At 69.2% G+C, this 20,152-nt stretch carries 18 protein-coding genes, 1 tRNA gene and 1 riboswitch; of the genes, 7 read left to right on the plus strand and 12 right to left on the minus strand.

Annotated features, from left to right (window positions below):
* Window positions 1–133: 133 nt before the first annotated feature.
* Window positions 134–1,354: an acetyl-CoA C-acetyltransferase gene (locus tag AQJ67_RS28335; protein ID WP_062722151.1), complete on the plus strand. Its 1,221-nt coding sequence runs from the start codon at window positions 134–136 to the stop codon at window positions 1,352–1,354.
* 296 nt (window positions 1,355–1,650) lie between these two features.
* Window positions 1,651–2,433 carry a hypothetical protein gene (locus tag AQJ67_RS28340; RefSeq protein WP_208615057.1) on the plus strand — a complete coding sequence of 261 codons (783 nt, stop codon included), beginning with the start codon at window positions 1,651–1,653 and terminating at the stop codon, window positions 2,431–2,433.
* A 115-nt stretch (window positions 2,434–2,548) separates the two neighbouring features.
* On the opposite strand, the gene AQJ67_RS28345 is transcribed toward AQJ67_RS28340, so the two are convergent.
* Window positions 2,549–2,860, minus strand: coding sequence for a hypothetical protein (locus tag AQJ67_RS28345; RefSeq protein ID WP_062722440.1), 312 nt, complete (start codon window positions 2,858–2,860; stop codon window positions 2,549–2,551).
* 94 nt (window positions 2,861–2,954) lie between these two features.
* Here AQJ67_RS28345 and AQJ67_RS28350 point away from each other — a divergent pair, with 94 nt between their 5' ends.
* Window positions 2,955–3,185 (plus strand): DUF4287 domain-containing protein, encoded by a 231-nt coding sequence (locus tag AQJ67_RS28350; RefSeq protein ID WP_030049879.1) that lies wholly within the window; start codon window positions 2,955–2,957, stop codon window positions 3,183–3,185.
* A gap of 69 nt (window positions 3,186–3,254) precedes the next feature.
* Here AQJ67_RS28350 and AQJ67_RS28355 read toward each other — a convergent pair whose 3' ends face one another.
* The 3 genes from AQJ67_RS28355 to AQJ67_RS28365 form a co-directional block, all read right to left on the minus strand.
* Window positions 3,255–4,148 carry a Bax inhibitor-1/YccA family protein gene (locus AQJ67_RS28355; protein WP_062722153.1) on the minus strand — a complete coding sequence of 298 codons (894 nt, stop codon included), beginning with the start codon at window positions 4,146–4,148 and terminating at the stop codon, window positions 3,255–3,257.
* Window positions 4,149–4,376: 228 nt separating this feature from the next.
* Window positions 4,377–5,552, minus strand: coding sequence for a 4-hydroxybenzoate 3-monooxygenase (locus AQJ67_RS28360; RefSeq protein WP_062722154.1), 1,176 nt, complete (start codon window positions 5,550–5,552; stop codon window positions 4,377–4,379).
* A gap of 149 nt (window positions 5,553–5,701) precedes the next feature.
* Window positions 5,702–5,785, minus strand: a tRNA-Leu gene (locus AQJ67_RS28365).
* A 393-nt stretch (window positions 5,786–6,178) separates the two neighbouring features.
* Between AQJ67_RS28365 and AQJ67_RS28370 the strand changes: the two genes are divergently transcribed.
* Both AQJ67_RS28370 and AQJ67_RS28375 read left to right on the plus strand, forming a co-directional pair.
* The gene (locus AQJ67_RS28370) at window positions 6,179–6,949 is read left to right on the plus strand and encodes an ABC transporter ATP-binding protein (protein ID WP_062722155.1); all 771 of its coding nucleotides are present in this window, start codon (window positions 6,179–6,181) and stop codon (window positions 6,947–6,949) included.
* Window positions 6,949–9,483, plus strand: a complete 2,535-nt coding sequence (locus AQJ67_RS28375) for an ABC transporter permease (protein WP_062722156.1) — start codon at window positions 6,949–6,951, stop codon at window positions 9,481–9,483. Before AQJ67_RS28370 ends, AQJ67_RS28375 begins: the two co-directional genes overlap by 1 nt.
* A 58-nt stretch (window positions 9,484–9,541) precedes the next feature.
* Here AQJ67_RS28375 and AQJ67_RS28380 read toward each other — a convergent pair whose 3' ends face one another.
* Window positions 9,542–10,840, minus strand: a complete 1,299-nt coding sequence (locus tag AQJ67_RS28380) for an SAM-dependent methyltransferase (protein WP_062722157.1) — start codon at window positions 10,838–10,840, stop codon at window positions 9,542–9,544.
* Between the two features lie 261 nt (window positions 10,841–11,101).
* On the opposite strand from AQJ67_RS28380, the gene AQJ67_RS28385 reads away from it, so the two are divergent.
* Window positions 11,102–11,701 carry a hypothetical protein gene (locus AQJ67_RS28385; protein WP_062722158.1) on the plus strand — a complete coding sequence of 200 codons (600 nt, stop codon included), beginning with the start codon at window positions 11,102–11,104 and terminating at the stop codon, window positions 11,699–11,701.
* Between the two features lie 97 nt (window positions 11,702–11,798).
* Here AQJ67_RS28385 and AQJ67_RS28390 read toward each other — a convergent pair whose 3' ends face one another.
* Window positions 11,799–13,223 (minus strand): NAD(P)/FAD-dependent oxidoreductase, encoded by a 1,425-nt coding sequence (locus AQJ67_RS28390; RefSeq protein WP_079056232.1) that lies wholly within the window; start codon window positions 13,221–13,223, stop codon window positions 11,799–11,801.
* 562 nt (window positions 13,224–13,785) lie between these two features.
* Between AQJ67_RS28390 and AQJ67_RS28395 the strand changes: the two genes are divergently transcribed.
* Window positions 13,786–13,998, plus strand: coding sequence for a hypothetical protein (locus AQJ67_RS28395; protein WP_062722160.1), 213 nt, complete (start codon window positions 13,786–13,788; stop codon window positions 13,996–13,998).
* A gap of 78 nt (window positions 13,999–14,076) precedes the next feature.
* Here AQJ67_RS28395 and AQJ67_RS28400 read toward each other — a convergent pair whose 3' ends face one another.
* The 6 genes from AQJ67_RS28400 to AQJ67_RS28425 form a co-directional block, all read right to left on the minus strand.
* Entirely contained in the window at window positions 14,077–15,048 is a 972-nt protein-coding gene (locus tag AQJ67_RS28400; protein WP_062722161.1) for a Ppx/GppA phosphatase family protein, read from the minus strand.
* On the minus strand, window positions 15,045–15,641 hold the full coding sequence (locus AQJ67_RS28405; protein ID WP_244190620.1) for a DUF501 domain-containing protein: 597 nt from the start codon (window positions 15,639–15,641) through the stop codon (window positions 15,045–15,047). The genes AQJ67_RS28400 and AQJ67_RS28405 overlap by 4 nt, the downstream gene beginning before the upstream one ends.
* Window positions 15,642–15,671: 30 nt before the next feature.
* Window positions 15,672–16,151: an FtsB family cell division protein gene (locus AQJ67_RS28410; RefSeq protein WP_062722162.1), complete on the minus strand. Its 480-nt coding sequence runs from the start codon at window positions 16,149–16,151 to the stop codon at window positions 15,672–15,674.
* A gap of 119 nt (window positions 16,152–16,270) precedes the next feature.
* Complete coding sequence (gene eno, locus AQJ67_RS28415) at window positions 16,271–17,557, minus strand: phosphopyruvate hydratase (RefSeq protein WP_062722163.1); 1,287 nt, start codon at window positions 17,555–17,557, stop codon at window positions 16,271–16,273.
* 349 nt (window positions 17,558–17,906) lie between these two features.
* A complete protein-coding gene (locus tag AQJ67_RS28420) occupies window positions 17,907–18,590 on the minus strand; it encodes a LysM peptidoglycan-binding domain-containing protein (protein ID WP_062722164.1) in 684 nt (227 codons plus the stop codon).
* A gap of 4 nt (window positions 18,591–18,594) precedes the next feature.
* Window positions 18,595–18,794: riboswitch (cyclic di-AMP (ydaO/yuaA leader) on the minus strand.
* 209 nt (window positions 18,795–19,003) lie between these two features.
* Entirely contained in the window at window positions 19,004–20,077 is a 1,074-nt protein-coding gene (locus AQJ67_RS28425) for a LysM peptidoglycan-binding domain-containing protein (RefSeq protein ID WP_062722165.1), read from the minus strand.
* Window positions 20,078–20,152: the final 75 nt, after the last annotated feature.

Consider the following 20,152-nt stretch of genomic DNA (forward strand, 5'->3'; position numbering starts at 1 on the left):
CGCCCGTGACCTCACCGGTACGGACGGGTAACTTCCCTGACAGCCCTGCCCGACCCCCCGGTATGCCCACCCGTCGCCCGACCACCACCCCTCAACGAGGCGCTGCGCGCCACACCTTTCAACTGGAGCCGTGATGCCCGAAGCCGTGATCGTCTCGACCGCCCGCTCCCCCATCGGCCGCGCCTTCAAGGGCTCCCTGAAAGACCTGCGCCCCGACGACCTCACCGCCACCATCATCCAGGCGGCCCTGGCCAAGGTCCCCGAGCTCGACCCGCGCGACATCGACGACCTGATGCTCGGCTGCGGCCTCCCCGGCGGCGAGCAGGGCAACAACCTCGGCCGCATCGTCGCCGTACAGATGGGAATGGACCACCTCCCGGGCTGCACCATCACCCGGTACTGTTCCTCCTCCCTCCAGACCTCCCGCATGGCCCTGCACGCCATCAAGGCCGGCGAGGGCGACGTCTTCATCTCCGCCGGCGTGGAGATGGTCTCCAGCTACGCCAAGGGCAACTCCGACAGCATCCCGGACACCCACAACCCCTTCTTCGCCGAGGCCGAGGCCCGCACCGCCGCCGTCGCCCAGCAGGAGGGCACGACCTGGCACGACCCGCGTGAGGACGGCCTCGTCCCCGACGCGTACATCGCGATGGGCCAGACCGCGGAGAACCTCGCCCGATCCAAGGGCATCACCCGCGAGGACATGGACGAGTTCGGCGTCCGTTCGCAGAACCTCGCCGAGGAAGCCATCAAGAACGGCTTCTGGGAGCGCGAGATCACCCCGGTCACGACCCCCGACGGCACGGTCGTGAGCAAGGACGACGGCCCGCGCGCCGGCGTCACCCTGGAGGGCGTCCAGGGCCTCAAGCCGGTCTTCCGCCCCGACGGCCTCGTCACCGCCGCCAACTGCTGCCCCCTGAACGACGGCGCGGCGGCCCTCGTCATCATGTCGGACACCAAGGCCCGCGAGCTCGGCCTCACCCCGCTCGCCCGCATCGTGTCGACCGGCGTCTCCGGCCTCTCCCCCGAGATCATGGGTCTCGGCCCGGTCGAGGCGAGCCAGCAGGCCCTGCGCCGCGCCGGCCTCACCATCGACGACATCGACCTGGTCGAGATCAACGAGGCGTTCGCCGCCCAGGTGATCCCCTCCTACCGCGAGCTGGGCATCGACGTCGACAAGCTGAACGTGAACGGCGGCGCCATCGCCGTCGGCCACCCCTTCGGCATGACCGGCGCCCGCATCACCACCACGCTCATCAACTCCCTCCAGCACCACGACAAGCAGTTCGGCCTGGAGACGATGTGCGTCGGCGGGGGCCAGGGCATGGCGATGGTCATCGAGCGCCTCAGCTGAAGCGCCTTGACGAAAGCCCCTGAGTAGTCAACTCACGACCCAGCGTGAGCCTTCGGCCCAGAACCCGGGAAACCCCTTGGTTCTGGGCCGTTTTGTGATCCAATCTCCCCCAGGATGTGACCTATCTCCCTCTGCGGAGGGATTTACGCAGCTCAGCGCCGTTGCACCACCAAACTCCAGGCCCAAAATCCTGTCCGTTTCGTGACGTTACGCACTGACAGCTGGATAGTCCGCCCTTCAAGCTGATGTAGGAAGTCGGGGGTCGACCTTGAACCGGGAGTACGTCAGTGAGCGCCATGCCGATCGCCTTGCTGCTCACCACGGCCGCCACCGGCGCCGTGGGCGTCGCCGTCCTGCGCACCCTCATGGTGCTGCGCCGACAGGTCGCGGCCCTGCACACCGAGCTGGCACAGAACAACGCCGCCGCGGCCCGGGGCAGGGTCCCGCAGGCCCGCCTCTCCGCCGAGGCCGATGAGATACGCGCCGCGGTCGCCGAGGCCCTCGCCGAGGAACGTGAGCGGGAGCTGGCCGAGGCGCGCGCCTTCTGGGCCGCCCAGGAGTCCCGCGACGGCTCCGACGCGCCCACCCTGCTGGGCCTGTCCGACAGCGAGCTGTTCCTGCCCCGGCAGGCCGATTTCGCGGGCCTGGAGCATCTGGAGCCGGTGACCGAGCCGACCGCGGAGGCCGACGAGTTCGCCGGGGACTCCCCCGAACTGGCCGCGGCCCGCCGCCGCCACCCCTCCCACCCGGACTTCGTCCCGGTCTCCTCACCCGCCGTGAACGACCATGAGCGGACGGTCTCCACCCTTGAGGACCTGGCCGCCTCCGCCACCGAACTCACCGACGTCCGCCCGGGCCCCCTCGGCACCCTCGACGTCTACGTCTTCGCCGACGGCACCACCCTCTGCATGACCCCGGGCCACCGCGAAACGGCAGAACGCCTGGCCTCGGCCCTGCGCGCCGGCGAGACCCCGGTACTCCTGGGCGGCTCGGGCGTCTCAGGCGCGTACACCCTGACCTTCGCCTGCGGCGAGGAGAACGTCTACATCCTGGCCGACAGGGTCATAGCGAGCCTGTAGCTCTCAGGCCTCCGTCTTTCAGGCGCCGACTTTCAGGCGCCGGGGACCGCAACGCCCCTAGGGGCGCGGGGAACTGCGCGACAAGCCCCCACCGGCCCGCAGCCGCGAACGATCCTCAGACCCCCGCCCTCTTCTGCGCATCCGCAACCAAGCGCATCGCTTCAGCGACCTGATCCTCACTCTCAAGGACCACCGCCAAGTCATGCACGGCGACGGTGATTTGATCGGCCGCGGCGAACATCCCCGCATCAGGCATCTCCCGAGGCTCAACCCCGGGCGCCTCCAGAACCTGCGCCCGCCGAGCCAACTCCCTGGCCAACCCCAAGGCCTCCCCCGCTGCGCCCCGCTGCAAGCGAGATTGCGGCGCCGCCCTCAACCGGTCGGCGAAGTGATCTACGGCTTGGGTCAGACGCGTCGTATCAACCACGCCGTGAGCGTACGCGACTGTTGCCAACGGGCGAACGCTCAGGCACGGTGACCTGAAGGACCGGCTTACATCCCCTTTGCGTCCGGAGGCGCCGATGTCCCACGTCCTCTCCGAGGAGACCCACCGCAACATGCTCGCCCGCATCCCCCACTGCACCGGTCGTGAAGTCTCCGACTGGCTGCGCACCGTAGAAGAAGGCCCGGCCCTCGTCCGCTTCGAGGAGAAGGTCAGCTGGCTGCGCCACGAATACGACCTCGCGTACGGCCACGCGAAGGCGATCGTCCACGAGTACGACCTGAGGAGGGCGGCGCGCAAGTTCCTCTAGACGCGCGCGCAGACGACGAAGGGCCCCGGGACGAACCCGGGGCCCTTCGCTTGACGGCTGCCTCGACGGCTAGTCGTTGTTGAGGATCGAGATGAGCCTCAGGAACTCCATGTAGATCCACACCAGCGTCATGGTGAGGCCGAAGGCGGCGAGCCAGGCCTCCTCGCGCGGCGCGCCGTAGGCGAGACCGTCCTCGACCTGCTTGAAGTCCAGGGCGAGGAAGCAGGCGCCGAGCAGGATGCCGACGATGCCGAAGACGATGCCGAGCGGGCCGCTGCGGAAGCCGAGGCCGTCACCGCCGCCGAAGACGGCGAACAGCAGGTTGACCGCCATGAGCAGGACGAAGCCGAGCGCGGCCGCCATCACGAAGCCGACGAAGCGCCGGTTGACGCGGATCCAGCCCGCCTTGTACGCGACCAGCACCGCGGCGAAGACCGCCATCGTGCCGAGCACCGCCTGCATGGCCGCACCGCTGGCGATGCGGTTGTCGACGACGCTGGAGACGACACCGAGGAAGACACCCTCGAGCGCGGCGTACGACAGGATCAGCGCGGGCGAGGCCTTGCGCTTGAAGGACTGGACGAGCGCCAGGACCATGCCGACCAGACCGGCGGCGATGGCGATGCCGTACGACTTGCTGATGTTCGCGTCGTCGACCGGCAGCAGCGCCCAGGCGAGCGCGGCCGTGACGATCAGGGTGCCGAGCGTGGTGCCCGTGCGCAGGATGACGTCGTCCATCGTCATCCGGCCGGTGGTGGCCGGGGCCTGCGGCGGTGCGCCGTACTGAAGGTCCTGCTGGGCGTAAGGGTTCTGCGCATACGGGTTGCCGGCCTGCGGCTGGGCGTACGGGTTGCCCTGCGTGCCGACAGCGGCGCCCCCGGCCTGCGGCGCGGTGTTGAAGCCCGCGTGGCCGTTGTCGCGGCTGAACCCCCGTCGCGAGAAGACCGGGTTGCTGCTCCTCATTTCACTCCTCCATGGCCGCCGTGCGGGGCCTTGGCGTCAAGAGTAATAGGTAGGCAAAGGATTGACCCTAGTGCTTGGGGAGGATCTTTCCCTTGTCGTGCTGGCCAACACGCTACGCGTCCGGGTGATTCCCGGCCACGGAGGGGATCATTCATGACCAAGCTGCGACATGGCCGGAACCGACCGGAGATCACTCCCCTGGTCCGCACCCGTGCGCACCCGCCCGGCTCACCCGAAAGGGAAGCCCGTGTACCCCTCGGCGAGGTCCGTCTCGGCCGCCCGTGACGACGCGAGCCGCTCCAGGCGCGCCAGCTGGAGCCGGTCCTCGAAGGGCGTGGCGTCGGGGGCGCGGTGCAGCAGGGTCGTCATGTCGTAGGAGAACCGCTCGGCCTGCCAGACGCGGCGCAGACAGGTCTCGGAGTAGGCGTCGAGGAGTTCCGCCGAGCCCGTCTCCCTCTGATGCGTCAGTGCTCGCGCGAAGGTGACGACGTCTCCGACGGCCAGATTCAGCCCCTTGGCGCCCGTCGGCGGCACGATGTGTGCCGCGTCACCGGCGAGGAAGAGGCGACCGTGGCGCATGGGTTCGTGGACGTAGGACCGCATCGGCGTGACCGACTTCTGGGTGATGGGGCCGCGCTCCAGGCGCCAGTCGTCGGCGGTCTCGAAGCGGCGCTCCAGCTCCGTCCAGATCTCGTCGTCGCCCCACGCCTCGGCGTCGGTGCCCTCGGGCACCTGGAGGTAGAGGCGGGAGACGGACGGGGAGCGCATGGAGAGGAGGGCGAAGCCGCGGTCGTGGCGGGCGTAGACGAGTTCGTCGTGCGAGGGGGCGACGTCGGCGAGGATGCCGAGCCAGCCGAAGGGGTACGTCCGCTCGAAGACCCGGGTGAGTTCGGCCGGGATGGCCTTGCGGGCCACGCCCCAGAAGCCGTCGCAGCCGACGACGTAGTCGCACTCCAGGACGTCCTCGACGCCCTCGTGCCGGAAGCGGACCCGCGGGCGGTCGGTGTCCGCATCCTCGACGGCCAGCGCCTCCGCCTCGAACAGCAGCGGGCCGCCGTCCTTGAGTTGGAGGGCGATGAGGTCCTTGCACACCTCGGTCTGGGCGTAGACCATCACGGACCGGCCGCCGGTGAGGGCGGGGAAGTCGACGCGGTGGCGTTTGCGGTCGAAACGGAGCTCGATGCCGTCGTGCCGCAGGCCCTCGCGGTCCATCCGCTCGCCGGCGCCCGCCGCGCGCAGCACGTCCACGGTGCCCTGCTCCAGGATTCCGGCGCGCTGGCGGTGCTCGACGTAGGCGCGGTCGCGGCTCTCCAGGACGACCGCGTCGATGCCGGCGTTGTGGAGCAGACGGGCGAGGAGGAGCCCGGCGGGGCCCGCTCCGATGATGCCGACGGTCGTACGCATCGGTCGCTTCCCTTCGCTGTTCGCCTGGTGAAATTTTATTCACCATTGCCTGACGTGAGTCTCCGGCCACACCCGCCCGCTGTCAACGGTCGGTGGTGAACTCTTGAAGGGAAGCCCGGAGAACCGGAGGGGTGGAGGAAAGTCGGAAGTGCCCAGAGCCGGACTTGAACCGGCACGCCCGCGAAGGGGCAGCGAGGTTTAAGCTCGCCGTGTCTGCATTCCACCATCTGGGCAGGCCATGGGCTCCGCATCGAGGTTCCGAGCCTATCGGGATACATCCCCCGAACAGCGGACGGGCGGACCGATGTTGTCTTATTTTATTGATGTCTGAGGGTGCATCAGCCCACGGAACACGCCATCCGCACTTGCCAATAGCCTTACGCGCGGCCGTGGGCGGCGCATGCGGAATGACGGAATTTCACCGTCCAAACAAGGACGCTCCACCTGTTCCAGACGCGAACACCCGTCAGGGATCCCCGTCATCCTCAGGTATGACGCGGCGGTGCTCCGTCCATCCGCAGTCTGCCTTCGGAACCGGAACAGCGACTGACTACACGGCGCTCTTCGGCCAGGACGATGGATGACGTCCCTTCGAACACACCGTCGTCCCTCAGGAGCGCCTTCTCGTGACCACCGCATCCATCGCCGACCGGGCCACCACCGTGGCCGCGCGTGCCACGGATCTGTCGAAGATCTACGGACAGGGCGAGACCCAGGTGGTCGCCCTGGACCGGGTCACCGTCGAGTTCCGGCAGGCCGAGTTCACCGCGATCATGGGCCCCTCCGGCTCCGGCAAGTCCACGCTGATGCACTGCGTGGCCGGCCTGGACACCTTCTCCTCCGGTTCGGTGCGCATCGGCGACACCGAGTTGGGCTCCCTGAAGGACAAGCAGCTCACCAAGTTGCGCCGGGACAAGATCGGCTTCATCTTCCAGGCGTTCAACCTGCTGCCGACGCTGACCGCGCTGGAGAACATCACCCTTCCGATGGACATCGCGGGCCGTAAGCCCGACAAGCAGTGGGTGGACTCGGTCATCCGGATGGTGGGCCTGGCCGACCGCCTCGGCCACCGCCCCGCCCAGCTCTCCGGCGGCCAGCAGCAGCGCGTCGCCGTGGCCCGCGCGCTCGCCTCCAGGCCCGAGATCATCTTCGGTGACGAGCCCACCGGAAACCTCGACTCGCGCTCCGGCGCCGAGGTGCTCGGCTTCCTGCGCAACTCCGTACGGGAGTTGGGGCAGACGGTGGTGATGGTGACCCACGACCCGGTCGCCGCGGCGTACGCGGACCGCGTGGTGTTCCTCGCCGACGGCCGGATCGTCGACGAGATGTACAAGCCCACCGCGGACAACGTCCTCGACTTCATGAAGCAGTTCGACGCGAAGGGCCGCACCAGCTGATGTTCCGCACCGCCCTGCGCAACGTACTCGCGCACAAGGCCCGGCTGTTGATGACGGTGCTCGCCGTGATGCTCGGCGTCGCGTTCGTCTCCGGCACCCTGGTCTTCGCCGACACGCTCTCCAACGCATTCCGCAACCAGTCGGCGAAGAGCTACGACGACGTCGCCGTCGCCGTCACCTCGCACGCCGACCCGGACAACCCCAAGGAAGAGCCCGGGCTCTCCGCCAGGACCCTCGACAAGATCTCCGCGGTGGACGGTGTCGACGCCGCCTACGGCCGCGTGGACGGCTTCGCCGGGGTCGCCGACCCCGACGGGAAGCTGATCGGCGTCGGCTGGTCCAACAAGGGCGCCAACTTCTCCCCCGGCAAGGACGGCAAGGACCCCGCCTACACGTTCACCGACGGCTCCGGTCCGGTGAAGGACGACCAGATCGCCCTGGACAAGGAGTCCGCCGCCAAGGGCGAGTACCAGGTCGGCGACCGGGTCCGGGTCGCCACGAACGGCCCAGTGAAGGAGTACACCCTCAGCGGTGTGTTCACCACCGAGGACGGCGCCGTGAACGCAGGCGGCAGCCTCGTCCTCTTCGACACCGCGGTCGCCCAGAAGCAGTACCTCAAGCCGGGCTACTTCGCGAGCGCCACCGTCACCGCCGCACCCGGCGCCGACGACGCGAGGATCCTGGACGCGGTGGGGCCGCTGCTGCCGGACACCGCCGACGCGAAGACCGGGCAGGCGCTCGCGGACGAGCAGGCCGAGCAGATCGAGCAGGGGATGAGCTCGCTCAAGCAGGTCCTGCTGGGCTTCGCGGGCATCGCGCTGTTCGTCGGGGTCTTCCTGATCTCCAACACCTTCACGATGCTGGTCGCGCAGCGCACCAAGGAGATCGCGCTGATGCGGGCCGTCGGCGCGTCCCGCAAGCAGATCACCCGCTCGGTGCTCGCCGAGGCCGCGGTGGTGGGCCTGGTCGCCTCGGTGATCGGGTTCGTCCTCGGCATCGGTCTCGCGGTCGGACTGCGGTCCGGGATGGCCGCGTTCGACATGAAGATCCCGGGCGGCCCGCTGATCGTGTCCGCCACGCCGGTGCTCGCCGCGATCGGCGTCGGTGTGCTGATCACGATGTTCGCCGCCTGGCTGCCCGGCCGCCGGGCCGCGAAGATCCCGCCGGTGGCGGCCATGAGCAGCGTGCATGCCGTGGCGACCACCAAGTCGCTGGTGGTGCGCAACTCCATCGGCGCGGCCGTCACCGCCCTCGGCTCGGCCGCGATCGTGCTGGGTGCCTCGTCCGGCGGCGACGACGGCCGGATGTACATCGCGGCGGGCGCGTTCTTCGCGCTGATCGGGGTGATCATCCTGATCCCGCTGCTGTCCCGGCCCGTGATCGCGCTCGTCCGCCCGCTGCTCGTCGGCCCGTTCGGCGTGGCCGGCAAGCTGGCCGGCCAGAACGCGGTCCGCAACCCGCGCCGTACCGGCGCCACCGCCTCGGCGCTGGCGATCGGCCTGACGCTGGTGACCGGTCTTTCGGTGCTCGGCATCACGGTCGGCACGGCCATCGACAAGATGACCACGGACAACATCAAGGCCGACTACATGGTCTCGATGGCGAACGGCGGCGACCTCGACCAGTCCGCGCTGACGGCGCTTCAGAAGGCCAAGGGCGTCTCGGCGGTCTCGCCGCAGCAGAGCGTCTACTTCGAACTGGGCGGCGACGACTTCGTGTCCGCTTCGGCGGTCACGCCGGGCGACATCGAGCAGGTCCTGAAGGTCGACGTCGTCAGCGGCAGCGTCGACTCGCTCGCCAAGGGGCAGATCGCGGTCGCGGAGAAGACGGCCAAGAGCAGGGGCTGGAAGCCGGGCGACAGCCTGCCCGTCACCTACGGCGACGAGAAGAAGGGCAAGCTGACCGTCGGCGCCGTCTTCAAGGACAGCGAGTTCCTCTCCCCCGTCCTCGTCGACACCGAGGTCGTGAAGCCGCACGAGACGCAGCCGTACATCCAGCAGATCTTCGTGAAGGTCGACGGCGGCCAGTCCGCGTCGAACGAGCAGGTCCTCATCGACGCGCTGGGCGACAACCCCGCGATCACGGTCATGGACCGCCAGGACATCCGCAACGAGTTCGGCGGCGCCATCAACACGATGCTGAACATCATGTACGGCCTGCTGGCGATGGCCCTGATCATCGCGGTGCTGGGTGTCGTCAACACCCTGGCGATGTCGGTCTTCGAACGGCAGCAGGAGATCGGCATGCTGCGGGCGATCGGTCTCGACCGGCGCCGGGTGAAGCGGATGGTCCGGCTGGAGGCCGTGGTCATCTCGGTGTTCGGCGCGGTGGTCGGCATCGGCCTCGGCTCGTTCCTCGGCTGGGCGATCGGCGAGACCATCGCCGACCAGATCCCGGGCTACGCGCTGGTCCTGCCCTGGGACCGGATCGGGATCTTCCTGGTGCTGGCCGGTCTGGTGGGCGTCCTGGCCGCCCTGTGGCCGGCCCGCAACGCCGCACGGCTGAACATGCTGAACGCGATCAAGGCGGAATAGCCGTACGCGCGCCAAGGGCCCCGTTCCCGGGAGGGAGCGGGGCCCTTCGCGCTGCCTCTCAGCCCCAGGTACGGGACCGCAACGGCATCCCGGAGTCCCCGGAGTCGGGGGTCCTGACCGCCAGCACCTGGTTGACGCCGATGCGGTTGCGCTCGAAGGCGAGCGCGCAGGCGGCCATGTAGAGCCGCCAGACGCGGGCGCGCCCCGGGCCGGCGAGCTTGGCCGCCCGCGGCCAGTCGGCCTCCAGACGGTCCACCCAGCAGCGCAGGGTCAGGGCGTAGTGCTCCCGGATCGACTCGACGTCGCGCACCTCGAACCCGGCCCGCTCCAACTGGGTGACGGTGACGCCGATGGGCTGGAGCTCGCCGTCGGGAAAGACGTACGCGTCGATGAACTCGTCGACCTGGTACGAGGATTCGTCGCGCTGCGGCCGCCGCCCGATCTGGTGGTTCAGCAGCCGCCCGCCGGGCTTCAGCAGCCGGTGCAGCACGTCGGCGTACTCCAGGTACCGTTCGGCGCCCACGTGTTCGGCCATGCCGATGGAGGAGACGGCGTCGTACGGACCGTCCTCGACGTCCCGGTAGTCCTGGACGCGGATCTCCACCTTGTCGGTGAGCCCCTCGTCCGCGACGCGCTTGCGGGCGTACGCCGCCTGCTCCTGGGAGAGGGTGATGCCGACGACGCTCACGCCGTACTCGCGGGCCGCGTGGATGGCCATCGAGCCCCAGCCGCAGCCGACGTCGAGCAGCCGCTGACCTGGCCGCAGGTCGAGCTTGCGGCAGACGAGGTCGAGCTTGTCGTGCTGGGCGGATTCGAGGGTGCCGGCCGGGGGCGGGGCCGGCCAGTAGGCGCAGGAGTACACCATGGACGGGCCGAGGACGATCTCGTAGAAGTCGTTGCCGACGTCGTAGTGGTGGCTGATGGCGCGTCTGTCGGTGCGTTTGGTGTGCAGATGGCCGCGGACCCGGCGTGCCTCCTCGGGGGGCGGCGCGGGCGGCAGCGGAAGTCCGCCGAGTCGCAGCAGACCGCGCACGGCGGCGCGCACCTCGGGGTCCCGCAGCGCCTGAGCCAGGCTTCGGGCGCCCTCCCCGCGCTCCCACACGAGCCCCGCGAGCAGATCGAGGGCGGCGTACAGATCGCCCTCGATGTCGAGGTCCCCGGCCACCCAGGCCCGGGCCAGGCCCAGTTCACCGGGCTTGAACAGCAGCCGCCGTACGGCACGGCGGTTGCGTACGACGAGAGTCGGCGCGCCCGGCGGCCCCGACCGCGAACCGTCCCAGGCGCGGATGCGCACCGGGAGCGGGACTCCCAGCAGCTGTTCGAGAAGGCCCTTCAGCCGCACCGCGGCGTCTGGCATGGCGCACACCTCCGTGACGAGGAATCCCGGAATGTCCAACAACGTAAACACCAGAACGCCCGCGGCGCTGTCCCGCCACGGTGTCACGTTTGGGCAAATTGTCAGAGCGACCGGGCGGCGCTGTCCAGGACGCCGTCGGCATCCCGGTCCCTGTCAAGTCCCGAGTCCGCGGTCACGAGAGGCCGTGGCATGACGGCCCCCGGGCAGCGGGCCCTAATGGTCGTATCCGCTTTTCCCCACTTCCTATGGATGTGAACGGCCATGACTCGACTTTCCCGCTTCCAGCGCTTCGCCCTGCTGACCGCTTCGACCACGGTGATCACCGGAGGGGCACTCCTGCCGGGCACCGCGTTCGCCGCCCCGGCACCGCACGCCCCGAGCGTCGCCGCGGCTGATGCCCGATGGGTGGAGACCAAGGATGCCGACAGCGGCGTCACCGCCCGGCTTCCCGGTAAATCCACGGTCAAGGACATGGGTGGTGGTCGTACGTACGTGGTGGGAACCGACGCGGGAATCACCCAGTTCTCGGTCGTCGACTCACCCGGTGGCGGTCAGAACGATCTCGACTCCGCCCTTGAGAACTACCTGTCCGGCTACAACGAGCCCGCACAGTCCTCGGACGAGAAGCTCCGGAGTACCGACGTCAGTACGGAGACCACGGCTGACGGCCATCGCACGCTCCAGGCGGACCTCACCGCCCCCGACGGCACCGTCGGGCGGATCGGCTTCATCGACGGGGGCGATTACGTGGTCCAGATCGCGTCGGTCGGCCTCGACACACCGGACACCGTGCGAGCGGACTACCAGCAGATCCTCGACAGCGTCCAGCTGCCCGCCGATCAGCCCGACCGGGCTCTCTGACCGCCCGGAGTCCTCGGGGGCGCACACATGCCGAAGGGGCCGCCCGCACCACGGATGGCGGGCGGCCCCTTCGGGGTGGTGATGAGAGGTCCGAGGGTCAGGAGGCCTTGGCCTTCTCACCCTTCTCGGCCTTGTCGGCCTTGTCGGCCTTGTCGGCCTTCTCCGCCTTGCTCGCGGCAGCGACCGGAGCCGGCTTCGCGGCCTCGTAGAACTCCTCGCGCGGGTGCTCCATCGCGCCGAGGGAGACGACCTCGCGCTTGAGGAACATACCGAGGGTCCAGTCGGCGAAGACGCGGACCTTGCGGTTCCAGGTCGGCATCGCCATGCCGTGGTAGCCACGGTGCATGTACCAGGCGAGACGGCCCTTGAGCTTGATCTTCATCTTGCCCATGACGATCATCGCGACGCCCTTGTGGAGGCCGAGACCGGCCACCGCGCCCTTGTTGGCGTGCGAGTAGTCCTTCTGCGGGAAGCCCCGCATACCGGAGATCACGTTGTCGCCGAGGACGCGGGCCTGGCGCAGCGCGTGCTGGGCGTTCGGCGGGCACCAGGCGTTCTCGTTGCCCGCCTTGCGGCCGACGAGGTCCGGGACCTGGGCGTTGTCGCCGGCGGCCCAGATGTAGTCGGTGCCCTTGACCTGGAGGCTCGGCTCGCAGTCGACGTGACCGCGGGGGCCGAGGGGCAGACCGAAGCGGGACAGGGCGGGGTTCGGCTTGACGCCGGCCGTCCACACGATCGTGTTGGAGTCGACCTCAAGGCCGTTCTTCAGCACGACGTGGCCGTCGACGCAGGAGTCCATCGACGTGGAGAGGTAGACCTCGACGCCGCGGGCCTCCAGGTGCTCCTTGCCGTACTGGCCGAGCTTGGGACCGACCTCGGGAAGGATCTTGTCGGCGGCGTCGACGAGGATGAAGCGCATGTCCTCGCGGGACACGCTGGTGTAGTACTTGGCCGCGTCGCGGGCCATGTCCTCCACCTCGCCGATGGTCTCCGCGCCCGCGAAGCCACCGCCGACGAAGACGAAGGTGAGCGCCTTGCGGCGGATCTCCTCGTCGGTCGTGGAGTCGGCCTTGTCGAGCTGCTCGAGGACGTGGTTGCGCAGGCCGATGGCCTCCTCGATGCCCTTCATGCCGATGCCCTGCTCGGCGAGGCCGGGGATCGGGAAGGTGCGGGAGACCGCGCCCATCGCGATGACCAGGTAGTCGAAGGGCAGCTCGTACGCCTCGCCGACCAGCGGGGCGATCGTGGCGACCTTGCGGTCCTGGTCGATGGTGGTGACCCGGCCGGTGAGGACCTCCGCCTTGGGCAGCACGCGTCGCAGCGGGACGACGACGTGGCGCGGGGAGATGCTGCCGGCGGCGGTTTCGGGGAGGAAGGGCTGGTAGGTCATGTACGACCGGGGGTCGACGACCGTGACGGTCGCCTCTCCGTAGCGCATCTTCTTGAGAATGCGCCGAGCTGCGTACAGGCCTACGTACCCACCGCCTACTACGAGGATCCTGGGACGCTCCGTGGTGCTCATGCCATCGAGTATCCACCCGCCTCAGGGGGGTCGCTCGTGCGCCCCTTCACAAGCTCTTGCAGGCCCTGTGCTACACTCCCCGGCCCTCGTGACCCAGGTCATGGTCACGATCGGGAACCCGGAAGCGCTACGCCCCGTTGTCAATGCCGCGTGAGCTGCCTCTCTGGCTCTCCGGGCCCTCTGTGAGCGACCCGAAACACCTCTCCGAGAGACCCTCCCGGACCTTCCTTACACCGGCCATCTGAACATGTTCAAGGCCCTGTTCACCCCTCGGAAGGGTCAACCGACGCCCGTCCGTGCTTCTCCAGGGCCCAATTCCTTGTGAAGAACTTCACGAAGTTTCTCCGGAGGGCGTCTCCAGGGGGTCTCCGAGGGGCCCGAAAGGCCCCCTCGGGCGCGCTCATACGCTAGCCGACCTGCTCAGTCGACGGCTACCAGGCAGTAGCAAAGGAGACCCGGACCACCCCTGCGATGCGACCCCGGTCACCGCTCCCCGCATGGCCGTCACTCGGTCGGCCACACTCCGCGCGAAATTGATCAGACAGGCACATAACGTGCAGCCATGATCACCTCACAGAAGGCCCTCAAGCGGGCCACCTCGCGAATAGTCCTGGTCGGCGCTGCCCTGAGCATCGCCCTGACAGCGGGGGCGGCGACCGCCGCTGCCGCACCCGCCCACCCCGTCGCCACGAAGGCCGCGGCCGCACAGTCAAGTCCGGCCTACGGCGGCGACGATGGAGGGTGCAGCGGCCTCCTCGTCCTCCTCTGCAACTGACGGACAGTCCCTCAGGGGCTGACACGAAGGGCCCCGGTACCTCAGGTGAGGTACCGGGGCCCTTCGCCGTACGGGGCGTCAGTTGCCGTTCCTGCCCTCTTCGGCTTCCTCCGCCACCTGGAAGGCGATGCCGTCGAGGATGTCGTGCTCGCTGACGACGACCTCCTCGGCGCCGATGCGCTCCATGATGGCGAGCAGAACCAGGGCGCCCGCGGCGATGACGTCAACTCGGCCCGGGTGCATGGAGGGTACGGCCGCGCGCTCGGCGTGGGTGGAGCGCAGCAGCCAGTCGGTGATCTCGCGGACCCGGTCGTGGGTGATCCGGGAGTGGTGGATGCGGGCCGAGTCGTACTCGGGCAGATCCTGCGCGATGGCCGACACCGTGGTCACCGAACCGGCGAGCCCCACCAGCGTCCTCGCCTCGCGCAGCGGCACCGTCTCCTCGGCGAGGTCGAGGGCCGCCTCGATGTCGGCCCGCATCGCCGCGATCTGCTCCTCGGAGGGCGGGTCGGAGACGACGCCGTCGCGGACCAGGTGGCGCTCCGTCATCCGTACGCAGCCGACGTCCACGGAGCGCGCCGCGCGGACGTGCTCCTCGCCGACGACGAACTCGGTCGAACCGCCGCCGATGTCCACCACGAGGTAGGGCCGGTGCAGGTCCGCGCGGCCCACCAGTTCCTTCGTGGCGCCGGTGAAGGAGAACTCGGCCTCCTGGTCCCCGGTGACGACCTCGGGCTCCACACCCAGGATGTCGATCACCCCGCGGACGAACTCGTCCCGGTTCTCGGCGTCCCGGGAGGCGGAGGTGGCGACGAAGCGGAGCCGTTCGGCGCCGTGCTCCTTGATGATCGCCGCGTAGTCCCGGCAGGCGGCGAAGGTACGCTCCAGGGCCTCCGGGGCGAGCCGGCCCGTGCGGTCGACGCCCTGGCCGAGGCGCACGATCGTCATACGGCGGTCCAGGTCGACGAGTTCGCCCGTGCTCGGGTCGACGTCGGCGACCAGGAGGCGGATGGAGTTCGTACCGCAGTCGACGGCGGCGACGCGGGTCACTGGTCCGCCCCCTCGGGCTGCTGCGGAAGCGTCACGCAGGCGCCCTTGCTCCACCACTGCGGCAGCATCGCGAGCGCCTCGTCGCCCAGCGGGTTCACGCCGGGGCCGGCGGCCAGCGAGTGCGCGACCAGGACGTGCAGGCACTTCACCCGGTCCGGCATGCCGCCCGCGCTCGGGAAGCCCTTCAGCTCCTCGATCTCGTCGCGGCGCCGGATGTAGTCCTCGTGCGCGACCCGGTAGGCCGCGGCCAGCTCCGGGTCGGTCTCCAGCCGTGCCGTCATCTCCTTCATCACGCCGTTCGCCTCCAGCGTGCCGATCGCCGACGACGCCTTCGGGCACGTCAGGTAGTACAGCGTCGGGAAGGGCGTGCCGTCGGGCAGCCGCGGGGCCGTCTCGACGACGTCCGGCTGCCCGCAGGGGCACCGGTGCGCAATCGCGCGCAGGCCGCGCGGGGGACGCCCGAGCTGCTGCTTGAAGGCCTCGACGTCCGCGTCGGTCGGCTCGGTGCGCGGGGTGGGCGGCAGATCAAAAAGGCTCAGCGCGCAGCGCTGTCCTTGAGGGGTGGTGGTCGGGCGACGGGCGGGAGTGTGCATGCCTGTCTTTCTATAGGGTTCTCGCTGGGCTCAGTGGTCGGCGGCCGCGTCGGCCTTGTCGACCCCGTCCCAGATGTTCGTGTACCAGGGCCGGTCGGCCGCGCGCCGGTCGGTGCGGGCCTGCTTGGCCGCGTCCGGGTCGACCACGATGTAACCGGTCTCGCCGGGCAGCACATAGTGCAGCCGCAGCCGGATCTGCTGCTCGGCGTACGCGTCGTCCTGCCAGCGTGCCTTGAGGTCGCGCAGCTGCTCGACGCGCTGGGCGGCCTCTTCCTTCTGCCGCTGCATGTCGGCGATCTCGGCGCGCTGGGAGACGTACTGCCTTATGGGGTAGGCCAGCGCCACGACCATCGAGCAGAGGACCAGCGCGAGCAGCGCGGCGCGACCGGTGAGCCTGGAGCGCCGGGCCTGCCGCTTGGTCTGGGAGCGGTAGACGCGGGCCGCCGTCTGCTCGCCGAGCAACCGGATCCTGGTCGCGGTGGAGAACCGGTCCCGGTCCTTGACGGCCATGTCCCGCCTCCCGTTCACACGCGTACGTCCCCGCACACGGTACGGGACCGAGTACGGGGACGTACGTACGACTGGCTAAGGCTCACCCCAGGTGGGGGTGAGCCAGGGGTCAGCCGGTGTCAGCCCTTGAAGCGCGGGAAGGCGCTGCGGCCGGCGTACACCGCGGCGTCGTCGAGGATCTCCTCGATGCGCAGCAGCTGGTTGTACTTGGCGACGCGGTCCGAGCGGGCCGGGGCGCCGGTCTTGATCTGGCCGCAGTTCACGGCGACGGCGAGGTCGGCGATGGTGACGTCCTCGGTCTCGCCGGAGCGGTGGGACATCATGCACTTGAAGCCGTTGCGCTGGGCCATCTCGACGGCGTCCAGCGTCTCGGTCAGCGAGCCGATCTGGTTGACCTTGACCAGGAGCGCGTTGGCGGCGCCCTCGTCGATGCCGCGGGCCAGGCGCTCCGGGTTGGTGACGAAGAGGTCGTCGCCGACGATCTGGACCTTGTCGCCCAGCTTGTCGGTGATGATCTTCCAGCCGTCCCAGTCGTCCTCGTACAGCGGGTCCTCGATGGAGACCAGCGGGTACGCGGAGACGAGCTCCTCGTAGTACTCGGTCATCTCGGCGGCCGAGCGGGACTTGCCCTCGAACTCGTAGGAGCCGTCCTTGTAGAACTCGGACGCGGCGACGTCGAGCGCGAGCGCGATCTGCTCGCCGGGGACGTAGCCGGCCTGCTTGATGGCCTCGACGATGAGGTCGAGGGCGGCGCGGTTGGACTCCAGGTTCGGGGCGAAGCCGCCCTCGTCGCCGAGGCCCGTGGACAGGCCCTTGGTCTTCAGCACCTTCTTGAGGGTGTGGTAGACCTCGGCGCCCCAGCGCAGGGCCTCGGAGAAGGACTCCGCGCCGATCGGGGCGATCATGAACTCCTGGATGTCCACGTTGGAGTCGGCGTGCGAGCCGCCGTTCAGGATGTTCATCATCGGCACCGGCAGCAGGTGCGCGTTGGGGCCGCCCAGGTAGCGGAAGAGCGGCAGGTCGCTGGCCTCGGAGGCGGCGTGGGCGACGGCGAGGGAGACGCCGAGGATGGCGTTGGCGCCGAGGGAGGCCTTGTTGTCGGTGGCGTCCAGGTCGAACATGGCCTGGTCGATCAGGCGCTGCTCGGTGGCGTCGTAGCCGACGAGCTCCGGGCCGATCTGCTCGATGACGGCGAGGACGGCCTTCTCCACGCCCTTGCCGAGGTAGCGGTTCGAGTCGCCGTCGCGGAGCTCGATGGCCTCGAAGGCGCCGGTGGAGGCGCCGGACGGGACGGCGGCACGACCCGTGCTGCCGTCGTCGAGGCCGACCTCGACCTCGACGGTGGGGTTGCCTCGCGAGTCGAGGATTTCCCGGGCTACGACGACGTCGATGGACGGCACGAGCATCTCCTTCTTGGGATGTGACGCGGGTACGCAGTCCGCGGTGGGTACTGCGAGACGAGCCTAACCGGCTCAGGGCGTTCAGCCAGGGGTCGACCGCCCCGTGGGACAGAACCGAGAGTAAATTGTTTCCGAACGGAACAAAGACTTCGGTGCAAAAAGGGCTGACACGGAGAGCCCGACACAAGAAACCCCGCCCCGGTGCGTACGGGGGAAGACGCACCGAGGCGGGGAGTTCGTGGGGACGGGGGTGACCCTCACGAGGCCTTCACTATGAGGTCCACGGATGGGAAGGCCCTGTGGTTCAGCTGTCGCCCCTGTATTACTTCAGGCCTGTATCACTTCAGGCGCGGCATCACTTCAGGTGCAGCTGCTGACCCGGGTAGATCAGGTCGGCGTCCTCGACGATGTCCTTGTTCAGCTGGAACAGCTTCTCCCAGCCACCCTTGACCTTCTTCGCCTCGGCGATCGAGCTCAGGGTGTCGCCCTTGACGACCTTGTACTCGCCGTCGCCCTTCTTGACCTTCTTGCCGGTCGGGGTGGTGACGGTCTTGGTCGACTTCTTCTCGGCGGCCGGGCGCTCGGCGGAGCGGGAGGCCGGCTGCTCCTCGGTGGCGCGCGGGGCGGTCTCGGTGCTCTGCGAGGAGCCGGAGCCGGAGTACGCGGCGCTCGACAGGCCGGTGCCGCAGTTCGGCCAGGCGCCCTTGCCCTGGCTGGCGAGGACCTTCTCGGCGATCTCGATCTGCTGGCCCTTGCTGGCCTGGTCGGCGCTGGAGGCGTACGCCGTGCCGCCGTACGCGGCCCAGGTCGAGGCGGAGAACTGCAGACCGCCGTAGTAGCCGTTGCCGGTGTTGATGGACCAGTTGCCGCCGGACTCGCACTGGGCGACGGCGTCCCACTCGGAGGCGGTGGCGGCGGAGGCGCTGCCGGCCGCCATCAGCGGAGCGGCGACGGCGGCGGCGCCGGTGACGCCGACGACGGCTATGGCGCGAGCGGCCTTGGACGGACGACGGTGCTTGCCCTTGCTGGAAAACAGCATGGAGAGATCCCCTCACCGACGCCTGCGAGGTGAGCTGTCGGGTTCGGGCCGGTTGAGTTGCCCGGCCGCGCACGCCCGCCTTTCGGCTGCTGCTGCGCGACTTCACCCCAAGCCGGCTCCGGCCGTGCGGCCCCGAAGGGCCTCAACTGCCGGACCCGGCGCAAACCTTGGGTCCCCCGCTCCTGCCTACGGCGCTTGACGCGACGACTGTTCCCGGACGGCCGCCGGCAGGATTCGGCGTGACGGCTGTCGGGGCTCGCACTGGTGGCGAGCGGTCATGACCGTAGACATGCGATTCCGGGAATTTCAAAGACGATCAGGGCTTCTGAGATCTATCTCTCACTGCATTCAAAACGGACATTCAGGTGCGAATAGTGACGCGAACTGGTCCTGTTTTTCGCCCTGTTCGGCCGTTATTTGCCGGGGACGTCCAGGGTCTGACCGGCGAAGATGTGGTTGGCGTCAGGACCGATGGCGTCCTTGTTCGCCGCGTACAGCGCACGCCACCCGCCGTCGAGGTCAAGGGAGTCGGCGATGGAGGCGAGAGTGTCGCCGGCGCGGACGCTGTACGAGGCGTGGCGCCCGGAGGACTTGGCGGACTCGGCGGCATCGCCGCCGGTCTCGCTCTCGTCGGCGCTGGGCCCGCGATGCCGCCCGGAGCCGGACGTTTCGGCGTCGATCGCCCCGGTGTCGACGAGGCTCCAGGAACCCACGTCTTGCACCACATCGTCCTGATTGTCCCCACCGATCGCCTCCACGGGGGAGGTGTCCGGCGACTGTGAGGCCTTTGCGTCGGGGGACGTTTCGGACTTGGCGGAATCATCAGCCTTGGGCGACGAAGAGGACGAGGAAGGAGAAGAGGAGGAATCCCGGGAGGATTCGGACGAACCGTCCGAGGACTTGCTCGGCGCGCCAGAGGGGTCGTCGGTCCGGTTCGACGCCCCGGACGAGTTCGACGACCCCGACGACTCGGATGAATTCGACGAGTCGGACGAATTGGATGAGCTGGACGAGTTGGATGAGCCGAGTGAATCGAGCAAACCGGACGATCCAGACACCTCGGAGGGGGAGTCCTCCTCCACTCCGGTGTCGAGATCGAGGGCCCCGGAATCCTTGGTGAGTCCGTTGACCACCGCACAGGTGCCCCAGGGACTGGTCCCCCGGTCCGCGAGGAGGTCCTGGGCCACGGCTATCTGCTGGGAGCGGCTCGCCAGGTCGGGGCTGGAGGCGTAGTCGAGGCCGCCGTACTTCTCCCAGTCGTCCTGGGTCAGTTGCAGTCCGCCGTAGCGGCCGGCGCTCGCGTCGGCGGCGCTCCAGGAACCCCCGCTCTCGCATTCGGCCACCTTGTCCCACACGGTGCCGTCGGCGGCGCTAGCACTCGCGGCGCCGAGCAGCGGGATGGCGATGGCGGACCCGGTCACTCCGGCCGCGACGAGGAGAGCCGGGGCCTGACGGGGGCGACGGTGACGACCGTTCCCGGAGAGCATGCAGGGACCTTTCGCGAGACAACAGTGACCGCGGCGCGTGAAACCTGTACGCCGTGTTGAAGCGGAAACGTATAG

Origin of the sequence: Streptomyces caeruleatus (genome assembly GCF_001514235.1) — a bacterium.
Classification (GTDB): Bacteria; Actinomycetota; Actinomycetes; order Streptomycetales; family Streptomycetaceae; genus Streptomyces; species Streptomyces caeruleatus.